An 18,803-nucleotide genomic window follows, 5' to 3' on the forward strand; every position below is an offset into this window, starting at 1 on the left:
TCTTCACACCGGGCCGTCCTCGGTCGCGGCGGCGACCGCTCGGGCGGCCCGGTTCACGGCGGCGCGGCCGCCGTACAGCCGGGCGCACATCGACGTGAGGATCTCGGTGATGTCGCGGACCAGGTCGTCGTCGACTTCAGCCGGGTCGACGACCAGCAGCCGGCGTCCCTGCGCGGACAGCACGGCCTCGACGTATTCGGCGCCGAACCGGGCGAAGCGGTCCCGGTGCTCGACGACGATCGCGGTCACGGCCGGGTCGCGTAGCAGCGCGAGGAACTTCCGGCGGTGGCCGTCCAGCGCCGAGCCGACCTCGGTCACAACCCGACTGACAGGCAGGCCCTGCCCCGCGGCCCACGCGGTGACCCGCGCGACCTGCCGGTCAAGATCTGATCGCTGGTCAGCGGACGAGACCCGGGCGTACACCGCGACCGTCTCCACCACCACCGACCGGACCGGCTCGTCGACCAGGATCAGCCCACCGACCCGCCGCGCGGGGACGGGCAGCCTGCCCTCAAGGAACCACTGACGGGCGGTCGAGTACCCGACCCCGTTCGCCGCAGCCCACTCCTTGAGATTCACCCCACCATTATACAGCGCTCACTGGCGCTAACCGGCGGCCAGTCGGCAGCAGAATTCAACCCTCTCCACGTAAGCGCCCGCCGGGGGGCACGGCCGGCGGGTCCGCGTTCCCGGTTCACCGACCACCCGTCATGCATTAGGTTTTCCTTACCTAACCATGCCGTTCGGGAGGTTGATCGATGGCAACCCTGCGAGAGGCGATTCGCACCGTCAGCGCCGACCGCTCCACCCGCACGATCCAGACCATGATCCAGATCGAGTCGGTGGCCACGGTCTCGCCGTCCTTTCGCCGGGTGACAGCGGTCGGCGACGGACTGGCCGCCTACACCGACCCGATGCCGGCCGACGCGTTCCGGCTGTTCCCGGCGCCGGCGGGGCTGCCAGGAGACGGGTCCGGCGGTGCGGAAACGTCGAGGGCGTTCACCGTGCGCACCTTCGACCCGGCGGCGAACCGGCTGACCTTCGACGTCCACGTCCACGACGGCGGCCTCGCCGGGCGCTGGCTGGACGGCCTCGGCGGCGGCGAGTCCGTGCGGATCATCGGCATGCGCGTCGAGTTCGTCCCCGGCGCGGATGGAGACGGGACGGCGCACCTAAACGGGGACGCGGGTGTAGGGGACGCGGATGTCGGGGACGCGGGTGTCGGGGACGCGGGTGTCGGAGCCAGCGAGGGCCAGCGCGCGGCGGGTGCGGGCCGCAGCGGGGGCGGCACTGACGGCGAGACCGGGCCGTTGATCCTCGCCGCCGATCTCAGCGGGCTGCCCGCCGTCGCGGCGATCCTGGCCGCCCTGCCGTCCGCACGACCTGCCATCGCGGTGATCAGTGGCGCAGCCGCCGGTGACCGCCCGCTCCTGCCCGCCCGGCCAGGAGACGACGTGCGCTGGGTGCCCGCCGGCGGTCTGGTCGACGCGGTGCGCGCGCTGCCCCGGCCGGGAAACGCGGCGACGGCCTGGATCGGCGCGGAGGCGAGCGAGGTCCGGCAGATCCGCCGGGTGGTGCTCGGCGAGCTCGGGGTCCGCCGTCCGCAGCTACGCGCGGCCGCCTACTGGAAGCGCGGCGCCAGCTTCGACGAGATGGACGCCGACACCACCCGCCGCTACACCGAGGCGGTCGCCGCGGGCCGGGACATCACCGATCCGGCCGTCCTGGAGGACCTGGGCCTTGGCTGAGGAGGGGCCTTCCGCCCCTGCCGTCGCCGGATGAAAACCCACACCTCCGCCACAGCCACCCAGCCGTGAACCTGGCATCCCCCAGCATTCCGAACAGGGCGGTTTACTGCCGATCCACGTCCAGCCTGTTTCCCGATTCTGACGGCGACCACACGCCCTCGCGACATATCCGTGTCAACCTTGCCGACCGGTATTGTGGAGTTATCCTTTCTCGGATGGAGTAGCCGCCCGGCCCGGAGGAGCCGCCATGACCGCCGTCCGTACCGCGTCCTACGAGATCCGTCCGGCCAGTCCGGTCCTCGGCGCCGAGATCGTCGGCGTCGACCTCACGACCGAGGTCGACGACGCCACGAGGGAAGCCCTGCGCGCGGACTTCTGGAAGCACAAGGTTCTGGTGTTCCGCGGCCAGCATCTTTCCCCGGACGCGCACGTGCGCGCCGTCCGGATTTTCGACGAGCCGTTCGACCATCCGCGGTGGCTGCACCGCCACGCGGACAACCGCCTCGTCTACACCTTCGACCTGGAGAAGGCCGGCGCGGCCTCGGCATGGCACGTCGGCGGCACGTGGCGCACCCCGCCGTTCGCCCTTGAATCCCTGACCTACCAGGTGGTTCCCCAGGTGGGTGGCCACACCCTGTGGGCCGACCTGCAGGCCGCCTACGACAGCCTGTCCGAGCCCTTCAGGACGCTGCTGGAATCGGTCAGCGCCGTCTACAGCGCCTACCCGGGAGACGGGACCTACGACCGGCCGCCGGTGACCGAGACCGTCGAGCATCCGGTCGTGCGCACCCACCGGCACACCGGTCGCAAGGGCCTGTTGCTCAGTTCCAGCGCGCTGCGCCTGACCGGCGTCGGCAAGGCCGAGGGCGAGGCCCTGCTGCCGTTCCTGCTGGCGCACGCCTCCTCGCCCAATCACACGGTGAGCTTCGGCTGGGCGCCGGGCGACTTCGTGATCTGGGACAACCAGGCCGCCTGGCACTACGCGGTGAACGACTACGACGGACCGCGCGTCTACCGCAAGGTCATCGGCGGCTGACCCTGAGTTCAGGACAGGCACTGAGACATTCGCATTCGTGCACCCGCGGCGAGACGGCCATGGGTGCACGACCAAGGAGGACAACGGCTGTGTCCCGGACGGCGAGCACCCTCTATGCCAGCCCCACCGACGTCGCCACGTACGGCGAGTACACGATCAGGCAGGACCCCGCGGACCCGCGGCCGCTGTACCGGTTCGCCGGGCGGCTCACCGCGGACGGATCGAGCGGCTACCGGGCCGAGCCGGGGCGGTACCACCTGTACTCCGGCTGGTTCTGCCCCTGGGCTCAGCGGGTCACCCTGCAGCTCGCGCTGCACGGGCTGGACGACGTGATCAGCGTGTCCTACGTCGACAACAGCCGGGACGCCCGCGGCTGGGCGTTCCGCGAGACCAACGGCCCGGACCCGGTGAACGGCTTCCTCCTGCTGCGCGACGCCTACGAGGCCACCGAGCCCGGATTCGACGGCCACGTGTCGGTGCCGACGCTGTGGGACCGCGAGACCCGCCGGGTCGTGAGCAACGACTTCGTCACCCTCGGCATCGACATCGCCACCCAGTTCGGTGCCTGGTCGACCGGCGCCGACACCTATCCCGAGCACCTGCGCGTCGAGATCGCCGAGCTCGACGCCTGGATCGGCCCGGCGATCAACCGCGGCGCCCACCGGGCCACCCGTGACGACGCGGCCCGCGCGGCGCTGCTCGACGCGTTCGCCCGGCTCGACACCCGCCTCGCCGACGCCCACCACCTGGTCGGCGGCCAGCTCACCGAGGCGGACCTGCGCCTGTGGGTCTCTCTGGTCCGCTACCGCGGCCGCGCACACGACCTGGACCGTCTTCCGCCGCTGTCCGACTACCCGAACCTGTGGGCCTACGCCCGCCGCCTCTACCAACTGCCCGCATTCCAGGCGACGACCGACGTCCGCACCTTCGCCGACGCGGCCGCCCTGCTTCCCGGCTGGAACACCCCGCCGGCCGCGTAGCCCGGGGGACGAGGGCGAGGGCGAGGGCGAGGGCGAGCACGTCCGCGGGTCACCCGCCGGCGGATTTCACTCCTGGTGATGCCCACCGCTGCTACCGTCGTCGGCGTGCGGGCAGAGGCCATTCCGGGCAGCGGCGGGCCGCCCCTGCTCGGGTACACGCTGCGCTATCTGCGCGACCCGGCGCCGCACTGGCGGCGGCGTTATGACCGGTACGGGCCGGTGTCCTGGGAGCGCACGTTCGGCCTTCGGGTGGTGACCCTGCTCGGCCCGGACGCCACCGGCGTGGCCCTGCGCAACCAGGACTCGGCCTTCGCCAATGGTCCGGGCCAGGAGCTGCTCGCCGGTCCCTTCTTCCGCCGCGGGCTGACGATGCTCGATTTCGACGAGCACCGCCATCATCGCCGCATCGTCGCCGCGGCCTTCACACCGGAGCGCCTGCGCGGCTACCTGACCACCATGAATCCGGCCATCGCCCGCGGTCTCGCCGGCTGGCAGCCGGATCCGGCGTTCCGGGTCTATCCCGCCATGAAGAGGCTGACCCTTCAGATCGCCATCGAGATCTTCATGGGGGAACAGATCGGGCCGGCGGCCGATCGTTTCAACGGGGCGCTGTACGACTGCCTGCGCGCGGCGGCGTCGGTGGTGCGGGTGCCGGTCCCGGGGTTGCGCTGGTCGCGGGGACTCGCGGCCCGGCGGCGGTTGGAGGAGTTCCTGCGGCCGCTGGTGCCGGTGCGGCGGGCGGCGGACGGTCCCGACCTGTTCAGCCGCCTGTGCCACGCGCGCGACGAGGACGGCAACGCGCTCGACGACGAGGACGTCGTCAACCACATGATCCTCATGATGGCCGCGGCGCATGACACGTCGACGGGCACGATGACCAGCATGATGTACTTCCTGGCCCGGTATCCGGCGTGGCAGGACGCCTGCCGGCGGGAGTCGCGTGCACTCGGCGCGGACATGCTCGGCTACGGGGACCTCGGACGACTGACCGCGTTGGATCAGGTCATGCGGGAATCGCTGCGGCTCATCACCCCCGTGCCGATTCTCGTGCGCAAGGCGGCGCGTGACGTCGACGTGCTCGGCGTGCGCGTTCCCGCCGATTCTCTCGTCGCCGCCATCCCCGGTTTCACCCATCAGATGCGGGAGTACTGGCCGGACCCGGAGCGATTCGACCCCGAGCGGTTCGCCGCCCACCGCCGCGAGGACAAGATCCATCCCTACGCCTGGCAGCCGTTCGGCGGTGGCCCGCATACCTGCATCGGCCTGCATTTCGCCGGCCAGCAGATCAAGGCCGTCCTGCACCAGCTGCTCCTGCGCCGCCGCTGGAGCCTGCCCGACGGCTACCGCCTCTCCCTCGACCGGTTCCCGCTGCCCGTTCCCCGCGACGGTCTGCCCGTTCGTCTGGAACCGGCCGAAACGCCGAAGCGAACGTCACCGGAGCCGCCGGCCGGCCCGTGATCAGCGGGCGCGACGGACCTCCGATGGCCGGCCGTGCCGGCCGACGGACCTCCGAAGGCCGGCCGTGCCGGGATGTGCGGAAGCCGGTCACGACGGAGCCACCTCGACGACGACCTTTCCGCGGGCGAGTCCATCCCGCCGGACCATGCCGGCTCGTCGATCACACGTAGGGTGTGGCGCGGAGCCGATGTCGCGCGCGACCTGGTGAGTAGCGACCCCTGACTCGATCGAGGCGAGTGCGTCATCGGGGCCTGGCATCGCGTCGATCTCGGCAGCGAGGGCGCGGGCCGCGATGACGTAGCGAGGGTTCGTGAGCAGCGCGTTCACCGCTTCGCAGATCGCGGACGGGGTGGCCGCGGAACCTTCCAGCACGAGGGCGGCGCCGACCCCACCCACCGCTGCGGCGTTCGCGAACTGGTCGGCGGCCTGGGGCAGGACCAACTGCGGCAGGCCGTGGGCCAGCGCGCCGAGCAGGATCCCGGCGCCGCCCTGCGAGACGACGACGTCGCAGCGCGGCAGCAGCAGCGCGTGCGGCAGGTACCGCTCGACCAGGACATGCGGCGGCTGCGGCCCGAGGTGTTCGGGGTCCACGCCGGGTCCGACCGTGACGACCAGGTTGGCCGGCAGGTCACGCAGACCGGCGACGGCCGCGTCCAGCAGGCCTGGCCGGAGCTGGTGGAACACCGTGCCCAGGGTGAGGTGCACGGTTCGCTCATGCGGCAGCGCGTCGAGCGACGCGGGCAACCCCTCCCCCGCGGCGGGCTCGCCGAGCCCGGGGCGCAGCCGCCGCACCCCGCCCTCCGGGGGATCCTGCGGCGCCAGGCTGGGCGGGCAGATCGACAGGTACGGCGCGGCGCGGCGCATCTGCGCGAGCCCGGACACCTCCCACTGCCGCCCGAGCTCGTCGACGCTGGCGGCGAACATCGACCAGTCGCCGGCCGCGGCGATACCCAGCCCGTGGACGACGTGGCGCAGGCCGCCGCGGGCCGCGACGACGGCCCCGGCGAACTCGAGCTCCTCGGAGACGACGAGGTCGGGCCCCCAGGTGTCGACGAGGGGGAGCAGGTCGGCGGCGCGCTGGTGGGCGGTGTGCCAGAAGTAGGCCGGCGAGCTGGGCGTTCCCGCTTCGGCGCCGGTGGGCCCGACGGGCCAGGTGGCCAGGCCGCGGCGCGCCACCCGCGCCCCCAGGTCGGCGCCGGTGGCGACGGCGACCTCATGTCCGGCGCGCTGGGCGGCCAGTGCGAGTGGCAGCAGGGTGTTGACGTGACCGAACAACGGGCAGGCGGTGAACAGGATCCGCATCGACAGCTCCCCGGCGAGCGACGGACGACCGCCAGCGCGCAGCGCTGGAACGGTCAGCGACCCCGCCGTCGGGCGGGCATGCGCCGGTCAGACCGACCGACCACACCGCCGATGATGGTTCACCGAACAGGGGATTCAGCGCGCCCGCCGTCAGCCTGGCTGTCTTCTGCCCGACGCCGCGGCGGCATGGGGAGCGGGGCGCCGCGGGCGATCCTGGTCAGGGCGCGCGAGGATCCGCGTGACCGCACCGGCATCCAACGCTCACGGGCGTATCCCCGCGGACGCCAGCAGCGTGCGGGTGTAGTCGTGGGCGGGGGCGGTGAGGACCTGCTCGGCCTCCCCCGCCTCGACGGTCCGCCCGTCCTTCATCACCAGGACACGGTCACTGACGTGCCGAATCACTCCGAGATCGTGCGAGATGAACAGCACCGCGAGGCCGAACCCGGCCTGCAGATCGGCGAGCAGGTCGAGGATCTGGGCCTGGATGGACACGTCCAACGCCGAGACGGGTTCGTCGCAGACGAGCAGATCCGGCTCGGGGGCGATGGCCCGCGCGAGGGCGACCCGCTGCCGCTGGCCGCCGGACAGCTCCAGCGGGCGCCGGTCGAGCAGGCGCGCGCTGAGGCCCACGGTGTCGAGCAGGTCGACCACCCGGGCCCGCCGCGCAGGGCCACGCGGCACGCCGGCGACGGCGACGGCCTCCGCGACGAGCCGCTCCACCGTGAACCGCGGGTCGAACGACCCGAGCGGATCCTGGTAGACGGCCTGCACGCGGCGGCGGTGCGGGCGGCGGCTCTTCTCGGCGACGCCCTGGCCGTTCCACCGCTGGCCCGCGAACCAGACGGTGCCCTCGTCCGGCTCCAGGGCGCCGAGCACCATCCTGGCCGTCGTCGTCTTCCCCGATCCGGACTCGCCGACCAGGCCCAGGGTCCGGCCGGCGGGCAGCGCGAACGTGACGTCCCGCGCCGCCTCATGCCAGGTCCCGTCCGGCGCGCGGAAACGCTTGCCCAGCCCGTCGACGCGCAGGAGGACGTCGCTCTCGTCCCGGCCCGCGCGCGCGGGTTCCGCCGGCCCGGGACCCGCGAGGGCGCGCGGCGAGTCGCCACGGACCGTACCGCTGACGGCGACCGCTTCACTGATGGCGGCCGCTTCGCCAGCGGCGATGACATCGCTGCCGGCGGGACGGCGGGGCGCGGGCGGGAGCAGGACGAGCGGCGCGTCGGCGCTCACCGGATGCCAGCACGCCACCTGATGCCCGGGGCCCGCCTCGGCCAGGGCTGGCCGCAACGTGCGGCACCGGTCGTCGGCCAGCCGGCAGCGGGCGGCGTACGGACATCCAGGGCCGGCCAGGTCGAGGTCCGAGCCGGTCGCCGCGGTGGTGGACAGCCGCGTGCCGCGGGCGTGCAGCGACGGGACCGCGTCGATCAGTGCCCGGGTGTAGGGGTGGTGCGGCTCGTCGAGAACCTGGCCGGGCGTTCCCCGCTCGACGATGAGCCCGGCGTACATGACGGCGATCTCGTCGGCGAGGCGGGCGACCACGGCGAGATCGTGGCTGATCAGCAGGAGGGACGAGCCGGCGTCCGTCAGCCGTCCCAGCAGGTCCAGGACCTGGACCTGGACGGTGACGTCCAGCGCGGTCGTCGGCTCGTCGGCGATGAGCAGCCGTGGTCCGGCGGCGATCGCGGACGCGATCAGCGCGCGCTGGCGCAGACCGCCGGAGAGCTCGTGCGGACGCTGGCGGGCCCGCCGGTGCGGGTCGGGGATACCGACCTCGGCCAGCAGCGAGTGCACCCGCTCGTCGATCTGGGCGCGGGGGACCGTCCTATGCGTGCGCAGGGTCTCCGCGATCTCGGCACGGACGGTGCGCAGGGGGTCCAGCGAGACCAGCGCGTCCTGCAGGATCAGCGCGATGCGCCCGCCGCGCACCGCGCGCCACTGGGCCGGGCTCAGCGCCGTCAGGTCCTGACCGCCGAAGGACAGGTCCCGGGCGGTGACGTTCGCCCGGTCGCCGGCCAGGCCGATGATCGTCCTGGCGGTGACGCTCTTGCCCGAGCCGGACTCGCCGACGAGTGCCAGCGTCCGACCGGGGTCGATCGTGAACGACACGCCGCGCACGGCGTGCACCTGCCGGCCCCGCTGCCCGAAGGACACCTCCAGGCCGTCGACGACGAGCCGCTGGTCCTGGTCGGCGCCCGCATCAGGATGCGGGCGCGGGGCGGGTCGGGTCCGCCGGCCGTCGTCCTCGGTGGTGGTCATCGCCGTGTCCTCCCGGTGAAGGTGGCCTGCAGATGCCGGCCGACGACGTTGATGGCGACGACGGCGGTGGTGACGGCCAGGCCCGGGAACAGGCCGATCCACCAGGCACTCGAGAGGAAGTCGCGGCTCTCCGAGAGCATGGCTCCCCATTCCGGCGCGGGCGGTCTCGTCCCCAGTCCGAGGAAGCTCAGCGACGAGGCGTAGATCAGCGAGGTGCCGAAGCCGACCGTCGCGAGCACCAGCAGCGGGCCGAGCGCGTTCGGCAGGACGTGCCGGACCACCAGCACCCGGCGCCGAAGTCCCAGTCCCACCGCCGCCTCGACGTAGCCCGAGCGGCGCACGAGCATCACCTCCGCGCGGACCATCCGGGCGTACGGCGGGACGAACGCGACCCCGATCGCGACGAGGACGTTGACCGTGCCCGAGCCGAGGACCGCGATCACCACCAGCGCGACGAGCAGCGGCGGCAGGGCGAGCACCATGTCGGTCACCCGCATCAGGACCTGGTCGCCGACGCGGCCGCTGAACCCGGCGGCGAGACCGAGCAGCACGCCGCCGGCGACCGAGACGGCGGTCGCACCGCAGCCGAGCAGCAGGGACGGCCGGGCCCCGTAGGCGACCCGGCTGAACGTGTCGCGGCCGAGCTGGTCGGTGCCGAACAGGTGCTTCCAGCTCGGTCCCCGCAGCGCCTGGACCGGGTCGGTCCGCGTCGGCGAACCGGCGACCAGCCCGGGCGCGAGCACCACCACGACCGCCACGGCGAGCACCACCGCCGCCACCAGCACTGGGACCGGCACGTCGGCGAGGCGGCGGCGGGCCCCGGCGGCCCGCACCGCCAGGACCCGCGGCGAGGCGTCGACGGTCCTCACACCGCCACCGCCTCGGCGCGCAGCCGGGGATCGACCACCACGGCGAGCAGGTCGACCAGCAGCGAGGTCACGACGAAGATCAGCCCGCACAGCAGCACGATCCCCATCACCACGGGCATGTCCTTGGTGCTCACCGCGAGCAGGATCAGCGCGCCGATCCCGGGCCGGCCGAACACCGTCTCGACCGCGACGACCCCGCCGACCAGCGTGCCGGTCAGCCAGCCGGCCAGGGTCAGCAACGGCACCGCCGCGTGCCGGAACGCGTGCCGGGTGGTCACCGCGAGCTGGCTGAGCCCCCGGGCGCGCGCGGTGGTCGCGAACGGCTGGCGCAGCGCCGTCTCCAGTCCCTCCCGCAGCACCTGGCCGAGTACTCCGGCCAGCGACAGCGCCAGCGCCAAGGCGGGCAACACCAGCGAGCGCAGGTCCTGTGCGCCTGCTACCGGGAAGACGTGGAGCTGGAAGGAGAAGGCGGTGAGCAGCAGCAGCCCGGTCCAGAACGCCGGCGTGGAGACGGCCACCAGTTCCCACGCCGAGGCGAGGGAACGCCACGCGGGCCGCCGGCCTGCCGTCGCCACCGCGGACACCGCCGCGATGACGAGGGCGAGACCCAGCGCGGCCGCGGCCAGCTGCAGCGTCGGCCACACCTGACCACCGATGAGCGCCGAGACCGGCTGATTCTGCTGATAGGACTCGCCCAGCCGGCCTCGCACCACATTCGAGAGGTACTGCGCGTACTGCACCACCAGGGGCCGGTCGAAACCGTAGTCGGACCTGATCTGCGCGCGTACCTCCGGAGAGGCCGCCGAGTTCGGGCCGAGCAGGATCGACACCTGGTCCCCGGGAATCAGGTGCAGCGCGCCGAAGGCGAGCGTCGCCGCGCCGACCATCACCACCACCGCGGCGAGAAGCCGCTTCGCCACGCCCGACAGCAGGCGCACGATCACTTCTTGTCCCGCCAGACGTCGTAGAACCGGGGCCAGGCGTTGGTGTCGAAGGTCAGGTCCCGCACATACGAGGCCGCACCGACGATGTAGCTCGGGGTGTACACCGGAATGACCGCCGCGCGCTCGATCACCCGCTGCTGGGTCTTCGCGTAGACGTCATTGCGAACCGACGTGTCGAACGTCCCCTCGCCGGTCACGGTCCACCGGTCGACGTCCGGGTCGTTGAAGTAGGACGCGTTCTGGCCGCCGTTGGCGGCGGTGCTCTTCGAGTGGAAGGCCAGGCGCAGCACGTCCGGCTCGAAGCGGGCCCAGCTCAGGTCGAGCAGGTCGTAGTCGCCGGAGTAGATCGCGTCGATGTAGGTACCGGCGTCCAGGCTCGGCCGCACGATCTCGACACCGATCTTGTGAAGGTCCTCCTGGATGGCCTGGCCCAGGATGTCGCGCTGCTCGCGCACCAGCGAGGGAACGATCGGCCAGCGCAGGCTGAGCCGCTTGCCGTCCTTCGTCCGGTAGCCGCCGGCGTCCCGGCCGGTCCAGCCCGCCTCGTCGAGCAGCCGGTTGGCCTTCGCCGCGTCATAGGGCCAGGTGCCGACCAGCGCCGGGTTGTAGGACGGCGTGAGCGCGCCGACGGGGCTCCAGGCCCGCTTGTACTGGCCGAAGTACACGGTCCGCACGTTCTGGTCGATGTTGATGCCCTGCTGCAGCGCCTTGCGGACCCGCTCGTCGGTCAGCGGCCCGCGGGTGGTGTTGGGGTAGATGTTGTAGTTGCCGCCGGACGCGTCCCGGCGCAGCACCTGCAGGGATCGGTTCGCCTCGACGGCCTTCACGTTCGCCGGCGGCAGCGAGCCGGCGACGTCGATCTGCCCGCTGTTGAGCGCGCCGACCCGCACCGAGTTCTCCCGCAGGAACCGGATGGTCAGCCGGTCGAGGTAGGCCGGGCCGGAGTGCCCGGCGCCCTTCGGCGCCCAGGCGTAGGCCGGGTTGCGGGTGAGCACGACGCTCTGGCCCTTGGTGTAGCTGCTGAACAGGAAGGGACCGGTCCCGACGTCCACCGGCCCGCCGGCGCTGAGCTTGCCGGCGTTCTCGGCGAGCGCCTTGGGCGAGTAGAAGCCCAGGTAGGCGGTGCTGGCCGCCTGCAGGAACGGCGCGAACGGCTGGGAGAAGCTGACCTTCACCGTGGTCGGGTCGATCACCTCGGTGCCCGTGTAGGGGCCCAGCAGGCTCGCCGCGAACTGGGACTTGGTCGTCTTGGCCACGACGTGCTCGAAGTTCAGCTTCACCGCCTCGGCGTCGAACGCGGTCCCGTCGCTGAACCGCACTCCCGTGCGCAGGTGGAAGGTGTAGCTCCTCAGGTCCGGCGCGGTCTCCCAGGACTCGGCCAGCCAGGGGTGGAACGCGCCCTTGGAGTCCTGGTAGACGAGCGAGTCGAACACGTTGCGCTGGATGAGCGCCGTGACGTCCTGCGGGCTCACGTGGATGTCGAAGTTGATCGGCTCGGTGTCGGTGGCGAAGGTCAGCGAGCCGCCGCTGACGGGGCGGCCGGAGGCCTGGCCCGCGGTCGAGCCGCCGCCGGAGGAGCCACACGCGGCGAACGCCGTCAGGGCGACGACGACGAGCAGCAGGAGTCGATGCCGGGTTCGGGTAAAGCGCATACAGCCACTCCAAAGGGCCGCGGGAGCAGAGGCGGAGAGCCGTCCGGTAAACCGCGAGGCGAAGTCGTGCAGACGACAGAAAATCAGGGGACAGCGGCGCGCAGGGTCAGGCGCAACCCCTGCCCGCGAGAGCCGGAGGACCGGGGCTTCCGAGAACCCGCCGGTACGGAATTCCGGCGGGAGAATGGACCGCGCCGATTAACGGGAGGCGGTCAGCGAGTACACCCCGCACAGGGCCCGACGACCAGCTCGGTGCGGTGGACCGGGGCGGGAAATACTCTTCCGGCGAACATGGCGCCGATCGTAACGGCGAGCTCCACATCAGGGGAACCGGCTCACTTATGATGCAGATCACAGTTTCCATCGGCAACCCGGGAAATATTGCTGATCTGAAACAGCGCTGCCACCATAACCCGAGATATTCGGGCAGACAGGGGTGCCCCAGAGGCGTGCTGGGGTTGGCGATAGGGGTTGCCCCCGCCTAGCGTCAGATCCGTCTGGCAGTGCGGAAAGGAAAGCACCGAGACTGCTTTCCTTCGCACCTCGGGGCACCGGTCGACGAAGGCCGCTGCCCGGCTGTCCGCCCCCCGGTCCCACGGTCGGAGAACGCCGGACGCCGTCACCGCCGGAGGTGCCCCCGGGCACGACCAGTCCCGTGCCGGGGCCGGTCCGGCTTCCGCTCCCCAGCCGAAGGGGCTCGCCACATGAGCACGACCGAACCTGTCTCCCGCCCAGGCGGCGAGACCGTCACGGCGGCCGCCGTCGATGCCCCACCCGGGCTGCCGCCCGTGCTCGGCGGCGTCGACCTGACGGACTCCGCGGGTTTCGCCGACGGCATCCCCTACGACGTCCTCGCCCGGCTGCGGGCGCAGGCGCCGATCCTGTTCCACCCGCCGGGGATCTCCGTGGACGGCGAGGGGTTCTGGGTGCTGACCCGCCACGCCGACATCGCCGCCGCCGCGGCCGATCCCGTCTTCTCCTCCCAGGGCGGCGGTGGCCGCTCCGGCGGCGGTACCCATCTCGACGACCTGCCGGTCGGTGTGCACGCCGGCGTCCTGATCGGGATGACCGACGACCCTCGCCACGCGCTCGTTCGGGACCTGCTGGAGCCCTCGTTCGACCGGTACGCCGCCGCCGCGCTGGAACCCGAGCTGCGCCGGCTGGCCGCGCGGCGGGTGCGGGCGGCCCTCGAGCGCGGCTCGGGCAACTTCGCGGCGGACGTCGCCGGGCCGTACGCGACCGACGCGGTGGCGCTGCTGCTCGGCGCTCCGCGCACCGACTGGCCCACCCTGACCGGCTGGACCGACGCGGTCGCCGGACTGGTCAACCGCCGCACCGGCGCCGTCGACGACGAGTCGCGGGCGATCGGCCTCGGCATCGCCGAGTACTGCGGCGGACTGCTCGCGGCGCGGCGCGCCCAGCCCGTGGCCGGGGTGGCCTCGGTGCTCGCCACCGCCGAGCTCGCCGAGCACGCCGAGGAGCCGCCGCTGTCCGACCACGATCGCGTCGCCAATCTCAACCTGCTGTTCCTGACCGGCGTCGAGCAGCCGCGCAACACGGCCGCGAGCGGCGTCCTGGCGCTCGCCGAGCACCCCGACCAGTGGCGGGCGCTACGGGCGGACCGGTCACTGCTGCCCACCGCGATCGAGGAGATCCTGCGCTGGGCCCCGCCGAACCCCTACAACCGGCGGACCGCCCGGACCGACGTCGACGTACGCGGGGTGCGAATCCGGGCCGGGCAGAAGGTCACCCTGTGGTGGGCGTCGGCGAACCGGGACGAGGACGTGTTCCCCGACGCCGGCCGGTTCGACATCCGCCGCAACCCCAACCCCCACCTGAGCTTCGGCGCCGGCCCGCACGCGTGTCTGGCCGATGACCTCGCCCGCCTGGAGCTGCGCGTCCTGCTCGAGGAGCTGCTCGACCGGGTCGAGGAGCTCCGGCTCACCGGCCCGGTGGCCTGGACCCCCAGCAACAAGCACGCGGTGGTCGTCGATCTCCCCCTGGAGCTGGTTCCCGCGGCGGGCCGCTCGCGCCCCGCGGCGACGGACGGACACGGTCGAAAGGAACGGGACGGCGATGAGCACTGAACCCCACCTGAGCGAGACGCCCGCGGAGCCTTCCGGGGAGCCCGTGGCCGTGATCGGGCTGTCCTGCCGCCTGCCGGGTGCCGCATCCCCGCAGGCGTTCTGGCGGCTGCTGGTCGACGGCGTCGACGCGGTGAGCGAGGTCCCGCGCTCGCGTGCGGAGCCCGACGGTCTCCTCCCGGCGCGGATGACGGCGGGGACGCCGTTTCGGGGCGGGTTCCTGCCGCACGTGGACCTCTTCGACGCGGACTTCTTCGGCGTCTCCGCGCGCGAGGCACGGTCGGTCGACCCGCAGCAGCGGCTCGCGCTCGAGCTGGCCTGGGAGGTCCTCGAAGACGCCCGCGCCCCGCGGCCCGAGAAGGACACCGGACCGGTCGGGGTGTTCGTCGGCGCCATCGCCGACGACTACGCGAGACTCGCCCACGCGCAGGGCCCGGCCGCGCTGACCCCGCACACCCTGACCGGCCAGAGCCGCAGCCTGCTGGCCAACCGCGTCTCGTACGTCCTGGGGCTGTCCGGCCCGAGCCTCGTGGTGGACTCCGGCCAGTCGTCCTCCCTGGTCGCCGTCCACCTGGCCTGCGAGAGCATCCGCTCCGGGCAGAGCGCGCTCGCCCTCGCCGGCGGGGTGAGCCTCACCCTCGAGGCCGCGGGTTTCCTCAGCGCCGAGCGTTTCGGCGCGCTGTCGCCCGACGGGCGCTGCCACACCTTCGACGCCCGGGCCAACGGGTACGTGCGGGGCGAGGGCGGGGGCATGGTCGCCCTGAAGTCGCTGCGTCGCGCCCTCGCCGACGGCGACCGGATCCACGCGGTCATCCGCGGTGGCGCGGTCAACAACGACGCCGGCGGCGAGGGTCTGACGGTTCCCCGCCAGGGCGCCCAGCAGGACGTGCTGACCGCCGCCTACGCGCGCGCCGGGGTCGCGCCGGCGCGGGTGCGGTTCGTGGAACTGCACGGCACCGGAACCCCGGTCGGCGATCCGGTCGAGGCCGCCGCGCTGGGCGCCGTGCTCGGACGTGGCCGTCCCGCCGAGTCCCCCCTGCTCGTCGGCTCGGTGAAGACGAACATCGGCCATCTGGAGGGCGCCGCCGGCATCGCCGGGCTCCTCAAGGCGGTGCTGAGCGTCGCCGCGGGCGTTCTGCCGGCGAGCCTCCACTTCCAGACGCCGAACCCACGCATCCCGTTGGACGAGCTGAACCTGCGGGTCAACGAGGCGACGCGAGCACTGGAGCCCACCGACGGCCCGTTGATCGCCGGGGTCAGCTCCTTCGGCATGGGCGGCACCAACTGCCATCTGGTCCTCTCCGCGGCTCCCGCACCCGCACCCGCGTCCTGGCCGGTGCCGCCGCCGGCGCTGGCGCCGGCGACGGTGCCCGGGCCCGAGGCGGTGCCCGGGTCCGAGGCGGTGTCCGCGCCGGTGCGGGTTCCCGCCGATCCTCATCCCGGCGCGGCGGATCAGGCCGGCGTCCTCACGTCGGACGACCCCGCGCCGCTGGTCTTCCCGATCTCCGGCCGTGGGCCGCGGGCGCTGCGCGAGCAGGCCGCGCGCCTGCGGGACCATCTGCTGGCCCGTCCGGACGCCGACCTGGCCGACGTCGCCTACTCCCTGGCCACCACCCGGCGGACGTTCGAGCACCGCACGGCGATCCTCGCCGCCGACCGCACGAACCTTCTCCAGGACCTCGCCACGCTCGCCGACGGGCGGCCCACCCCCGGTTCCATCACCCGCGGGCCCCTGGACGCGGCGGACCGGCCGGTCCTGGTGTTTCCCGGCCAGGGGTCGCAGTGGGTGGGCATGGTCCGCGACCTGCTGCCGGCGTCCGACGTCTTCCGGCGGCACTGGAACGACTGCGCCGCCGCGCTCGCCCCGTTCGTCGACTGGTCACCGGACGACGCGATCCTCGACGAGGCGCTGCTCTCCCGCAGCGACGTGGTGCAACCGCTGCTGTGGGCCGCCATGGTCTGCCTCGCCCGGCTGTGGGCCGCGTACGGCGTGGCACCGGCGGCGGTCGTCGGCCACTCGCAGGGAGAGATCGCCGCCGCGCACATCGCCGGTGTCCTGTCCCTGCGCGACGCGGCGAAGGCCGTCGCGTTGCGCAGCCAGGCGCTCGTCGCCCTCACCGGGGTGGGCGGGATGGCGACCGTCGGGCTGTCCGCCTCGGCCGTGGCCGCCCGGCTGGGCCGGTGGGACGGCCAGCTGCATCTGGCCGCCGTCAACGGACCGCGGTCGACGGTGGTGTCGGGGGCGTCGGCGGCCCTGCGGGAGTTCGTCGCGGACGCCGAGGATGCCGGGATCTTCGCGCGGGTCGTCCCGGTCGGCTATCCGTCGCACTCCCCCTACGTCGAGCCGGTCCGCGAACGGCTGCTCGCCGCCCTCGCTGACATCGTGGCCCACCCGGCCGAGGTGCCCTTCTACTCGACGGTCACCGGCGGCGCCCTCACCGACACCAGTGTGCTCGGCGCCGAGTACTGGTACACGAACCTGCGCCAGACCGTGCGGTACGAGGAGGCGGTTCGCGCCCTCGCCGTGGACGGGCACCGCATCTTCCTCGAGTCCAGCACGCATCCCGTGCTGACCATCGGCACCCAGGAGACCCTCGACGACGCGGACGTCGATGGCATCGCGCTCGCGACGCTGCGACGCGGCGAGGGCGACCTGGGACGGTTCCACGTCGCCGCCGCCGACGCGTTCGCCTGCGGGCTTGAGGTGGACTGGCGCCCCGCCTACGCGGGCCGTTCCGTCCACCGCACCGACCTGCCCACCTACGCGTTCCAGCGCCGGCGCCACTGGCTCGCCCCGTCCCCGACCCCACCCGACGACGACCGCGCCGCCGGCCGCGCGAGCAGCACGAGCAGCACGAGCAGCACGGGCTTCTCGCACGGCCCGCTTCTCGCGGACGATGCGGACCTCGCCAGCAGCGCGGACGCCGAGGCAAGCGCCGGCGCAGTGCCGTCCGCAGACGAAGCCGAGCGGCGGATCGCCGACGAGAGCGGCCTGCGGGCCGAACTCGCGGGTGTGCCCGAGCGTGATCGGCGCACGCGCCTCGCGACCCTGGTCCTCGCCGAGGTGGCCGCAGTTCTGGGCGACGACCAGGTCGCCGACCTGACCAGGACGTTCCGTGATCTCGGTCTGGATTCGCACCTGTCGACGGAGCTTCGCAACCGCCTGGTCGCCGCGACAGGTCTGCGGCTGCCGGCGGGGCTGCTGTTCGACCACCCGACCCCCGGCAGGCTCGTCGAGCATCTGCTGGCCGGCCTGACGGACGCCACCGACGATTCCCGGCAGGCCGTGGGCCACGGACCGTCCGCCGACGAACCGATCGCGGTGGTGGGGATCGCGTGCCGTTTCCCGGGAGGTATCGCCTCGCCGGAGGATCTGTGGCGGCTGGTCGAGGCCGGCGGCGAGGCGATCGGTGACTTTCCGACCGACCGGGGCTGGGATCTGGACAGCCTGTTCGACCCCGACCCGGACCATCCGGGTACCTCCTACAGCCGCGCCGGTGGATTCCTCAGCGACGTCGGTGGTTTCGACGCCGAGTTCTTCGAGATCAGCCCACGCGAGGCACTCGCGATGGACCCGCAGCAGCGGCTTCTGCTCGAGACCAGCTGGGAGGCCCTGGAGAACGCCGGCATCGATCCGGACACTCTGCGCGGAACATCCACCGGCGTCTTCAGCGGGGTGATGTCCACGGACTACGGGCCGCGCCTCCATGAAGGCGCCGGCGCCGGGCAGGCCGGGGGTTACCTGCTGACCGGTAGCGCGGGCAGTGTGGCGTCAGGTCGGGTGTCGTACGTGTTCGGGTTCGAGGGGCCCGCGGTCACCATCGACACCGCCTGCTCCTCCTCCCTCGTGGCCATCCACCTCGCCGTCCAGTCCCTGCGCTCCGGCGAAAGCACCCTCGCCCTCGCCAGCGGCGCCACCACCATGGCCAGCCCCGGCATGTTCATCGAGTTCAGCCGTCAACGGGGCCTGTCCCCCGACGGCCGCTGCCGTTCGTTCTCCGCCGACGCCAACGGCACCGGCTGGTCCGAAGGCATCGGCGTCCTCCTCCTCGAACGCCTCACCGACGCCATCGCCAACAACCATCCGATCCACGCCGTCATCCGCGGCACCGCCATCAACCAGGACGGCGCCAGCAACGGCCTCACCGCCCCCAACGGCCCTTCGCAGGAACGCGTCATCCGCCAGGCCCTCGCCAACGCCCAGCTCTCCCCCACCGACATCGACGTCATCGAAGCCCACGGCACCGGCACACCCCTCGGCGACCCCATCGAAGCGCACGCCCTCACCGCCACCTACGGCCACCACCGGCCAGAAAACCAGCCCCTCTGGCTCGGCAGTCTCAAATCCAACATCGGCCACACCCAGGCCGCCGCCGGCGTCGCCGGCATCATCAAAATCATCCAAGCTCTCCACCACAACACCCTCCCCGCCACCCTGCACGCCGAGCACCCCACCCCCCACATCGACTGGGAA

The 18,803-nt window shown here is 72.9% G+C and carries 12 protein-coding genes; 6 read left to right on the forward strand and 6 right to left on the reverse strand.

All coding sequences use genetic code 11. The features are described from left to right. Positions 1-3: 3 nt before the first annotated feature. Positions 4-579 carry an IS607 family transposase gene (locus tag C1A33_RS05100; protein WP_101830365.1) on the reverse strand — a complete coding sequence of 192 codons (576 nt, stop codon included), beginning with the start codon at positions 577-579 and terminating at the stop codon, positions 4-6. Positions 580-758: 179 nt separating this feature from the next. On the opposite strand from C1A33_RS05100, the gene C1A33_RS05105 reads away from it, so the two are divergent. The 4 genes from C1A33_RS05105 to C1A33_RS05120 all read left to right on the forward strand — a co-directional run bounded on the left by C1A33_RS05105 (position 759) and on the right by C1A33_RS05120 (position 5,222). Beyond that, positions 759-1,748, forward strand: a complete 990-nt coding sequence (locus tag C1A33_RS05105; protein ID WP_101830366.1) for a siderophore-interacting protein — start codon at positions 759-761, stop codon at positions 1,746-1,748. Positions 1,749-1,995: 247 nt separating this feature from the next. Beyond that, positions 1,996-2,784, forward strand: a complete 789-nt coding sequence (locus C1A33_RS05110) for a TauD/TfdA dioxygenase family protein (RefSeq protein ID WP_101830367.1) — start codon at positions 1,996-1,998, stop codon at positions 2,782-2,784. Positions 2,785-2,873: 89 nt separating this feature from the next. Next, positions 2,874-3,764 carry a glutathione S-transferase C-terminal domain-containing protein gene (locus C1A33_RS05115; protein ID WP_243407208.1) on the forward strand — a complete coding sequence of 297 codons (891 nt, stop codon included), beginning with the start codon at positions 2,874-2,876 and terminating at the stop codon, positions 3,762-3,764. Between the two features lie 78 nt (positions 3,765-3,842). Next, a complete protein-coding gene (locus C1A33_RS05120; protein WP_101830374.1) occupies positions 3,843-5,222 on the forward strand; it encodes a cytochrome P450 in 1,380 nt (459 codons plus the stop codon). An 87-nt stretch (positions 5,223-5,309) separates the two neighbouring features. Here C1A33_RS05120 and C1A33_RS05125 read toward each other — a convergent pair whose 3' ends face one another. The 5 genes from C1A33_RS05125 to C1A33_RS05145 all read right to left on the reverse strand — a co-directional run bounded on the left by C1A33_RS05125 (position 5,310) and on the right by C1A33_RS05145 (position 12,245). Next, the gene (locus C1A33_RS05125) at positions 5,310-6,524 is read right to left on the reverse strand and encodes a glycosyltransferase (RefSeq protein WP_101830369.1); all 1,215 of its coding nucleotides are present in this window, start codon (positions 6,522-6,524) and stop codon (positions 5,310-5,312) included. Between the two features lie 261 nt (positions 6,525-6,785). After that, positions 6,786-8,780 (reverse strand): dipeptide ABC transporter ATP-binding protein, encoded by a 1,995-nt coding sequence (locus tag C1A33_RS05130; protein WP_101830370.1) that lies wholly within the window; start codon positions 8,778-8,780, stop codon positions 6,786-6,788. Then, the gene (locus C1A33_RS05135) at positions 8,777-9,649 is read right to left on the reverse strand and encodes an ABC transporter permease (RefSeq protein ID WP_101830371.1); all 873 of its coding nucleotides are present in this window, start codon (positions 9,647-9,649) and stop codon (positions 8,777-8,779) included. Before C1A33_RS05135 ends, C1A33_RS05130 begins: the two co-directional genes overlap by 4 nt. Further along, positions 9,646-10,587 (reverse strand): ABC transporter permease, encoded by a 942-nt coding sequence (locus C1A33_RS05140; RefSeq protein ID WP_341477189.1) that lies wholly within the window; start codon positions 10,585-10,587, stop codon positions 9,646-9,648. The genes C1A33_RS05135 and C1A33_RS05140 overlap by 4 nt, the downstream gene beginning before the upstream one ends. A 2-nt stretch (positions 10,588-10,589) precedes the next feature. Further along, positions 10,590-12,245 carry an ABC transporter substrate-binding protein gene (locus C1A33_RS05145; RefSeq protein WP_101830372.1) on the reverse strand — a complete coding sequence of 552 codons (1,656 nt, stop codon included), beginning with the start codon at positions 12,243-12,245 and terminating at the stop codon, positions 10,590-10,592. Positions 12,246-12,949: 704 nt separating this feature from the next. Here C1A33_RS05145 and C1A33_RS05150 point away from each other — a divergent pair. Further along, a complete protein-coding gene (locus C1A33_RS05150) occupies positions 12,950-14,332 on the forward strand; it encodes a cytochrome P450 (protein WP_101830373.1) in 1,383 nt (460 codons plus the stop codon). After that, positions 14,322-18,803 (forward strand): type I polyketide synthase (locus C1A33_RS05155; RefSeq protein WP_133150565.1); only part of this gene is annotated, 4,482 nt, incomplete at its 3' end. The genes C1A33_RS05150 and C1A33_RS05155, both read left to right, overlap by 11 nt.

Source organism: Frankia canadensis, assembly GCF_900197875.1.
In the GTDB taxonomy this organism is placed as follows: domain Bacteria; phylum Actinomycetota; class Actinomycetes; order Frankiales; family Frankiaceae; genus Frankia; species Frankia canadensis.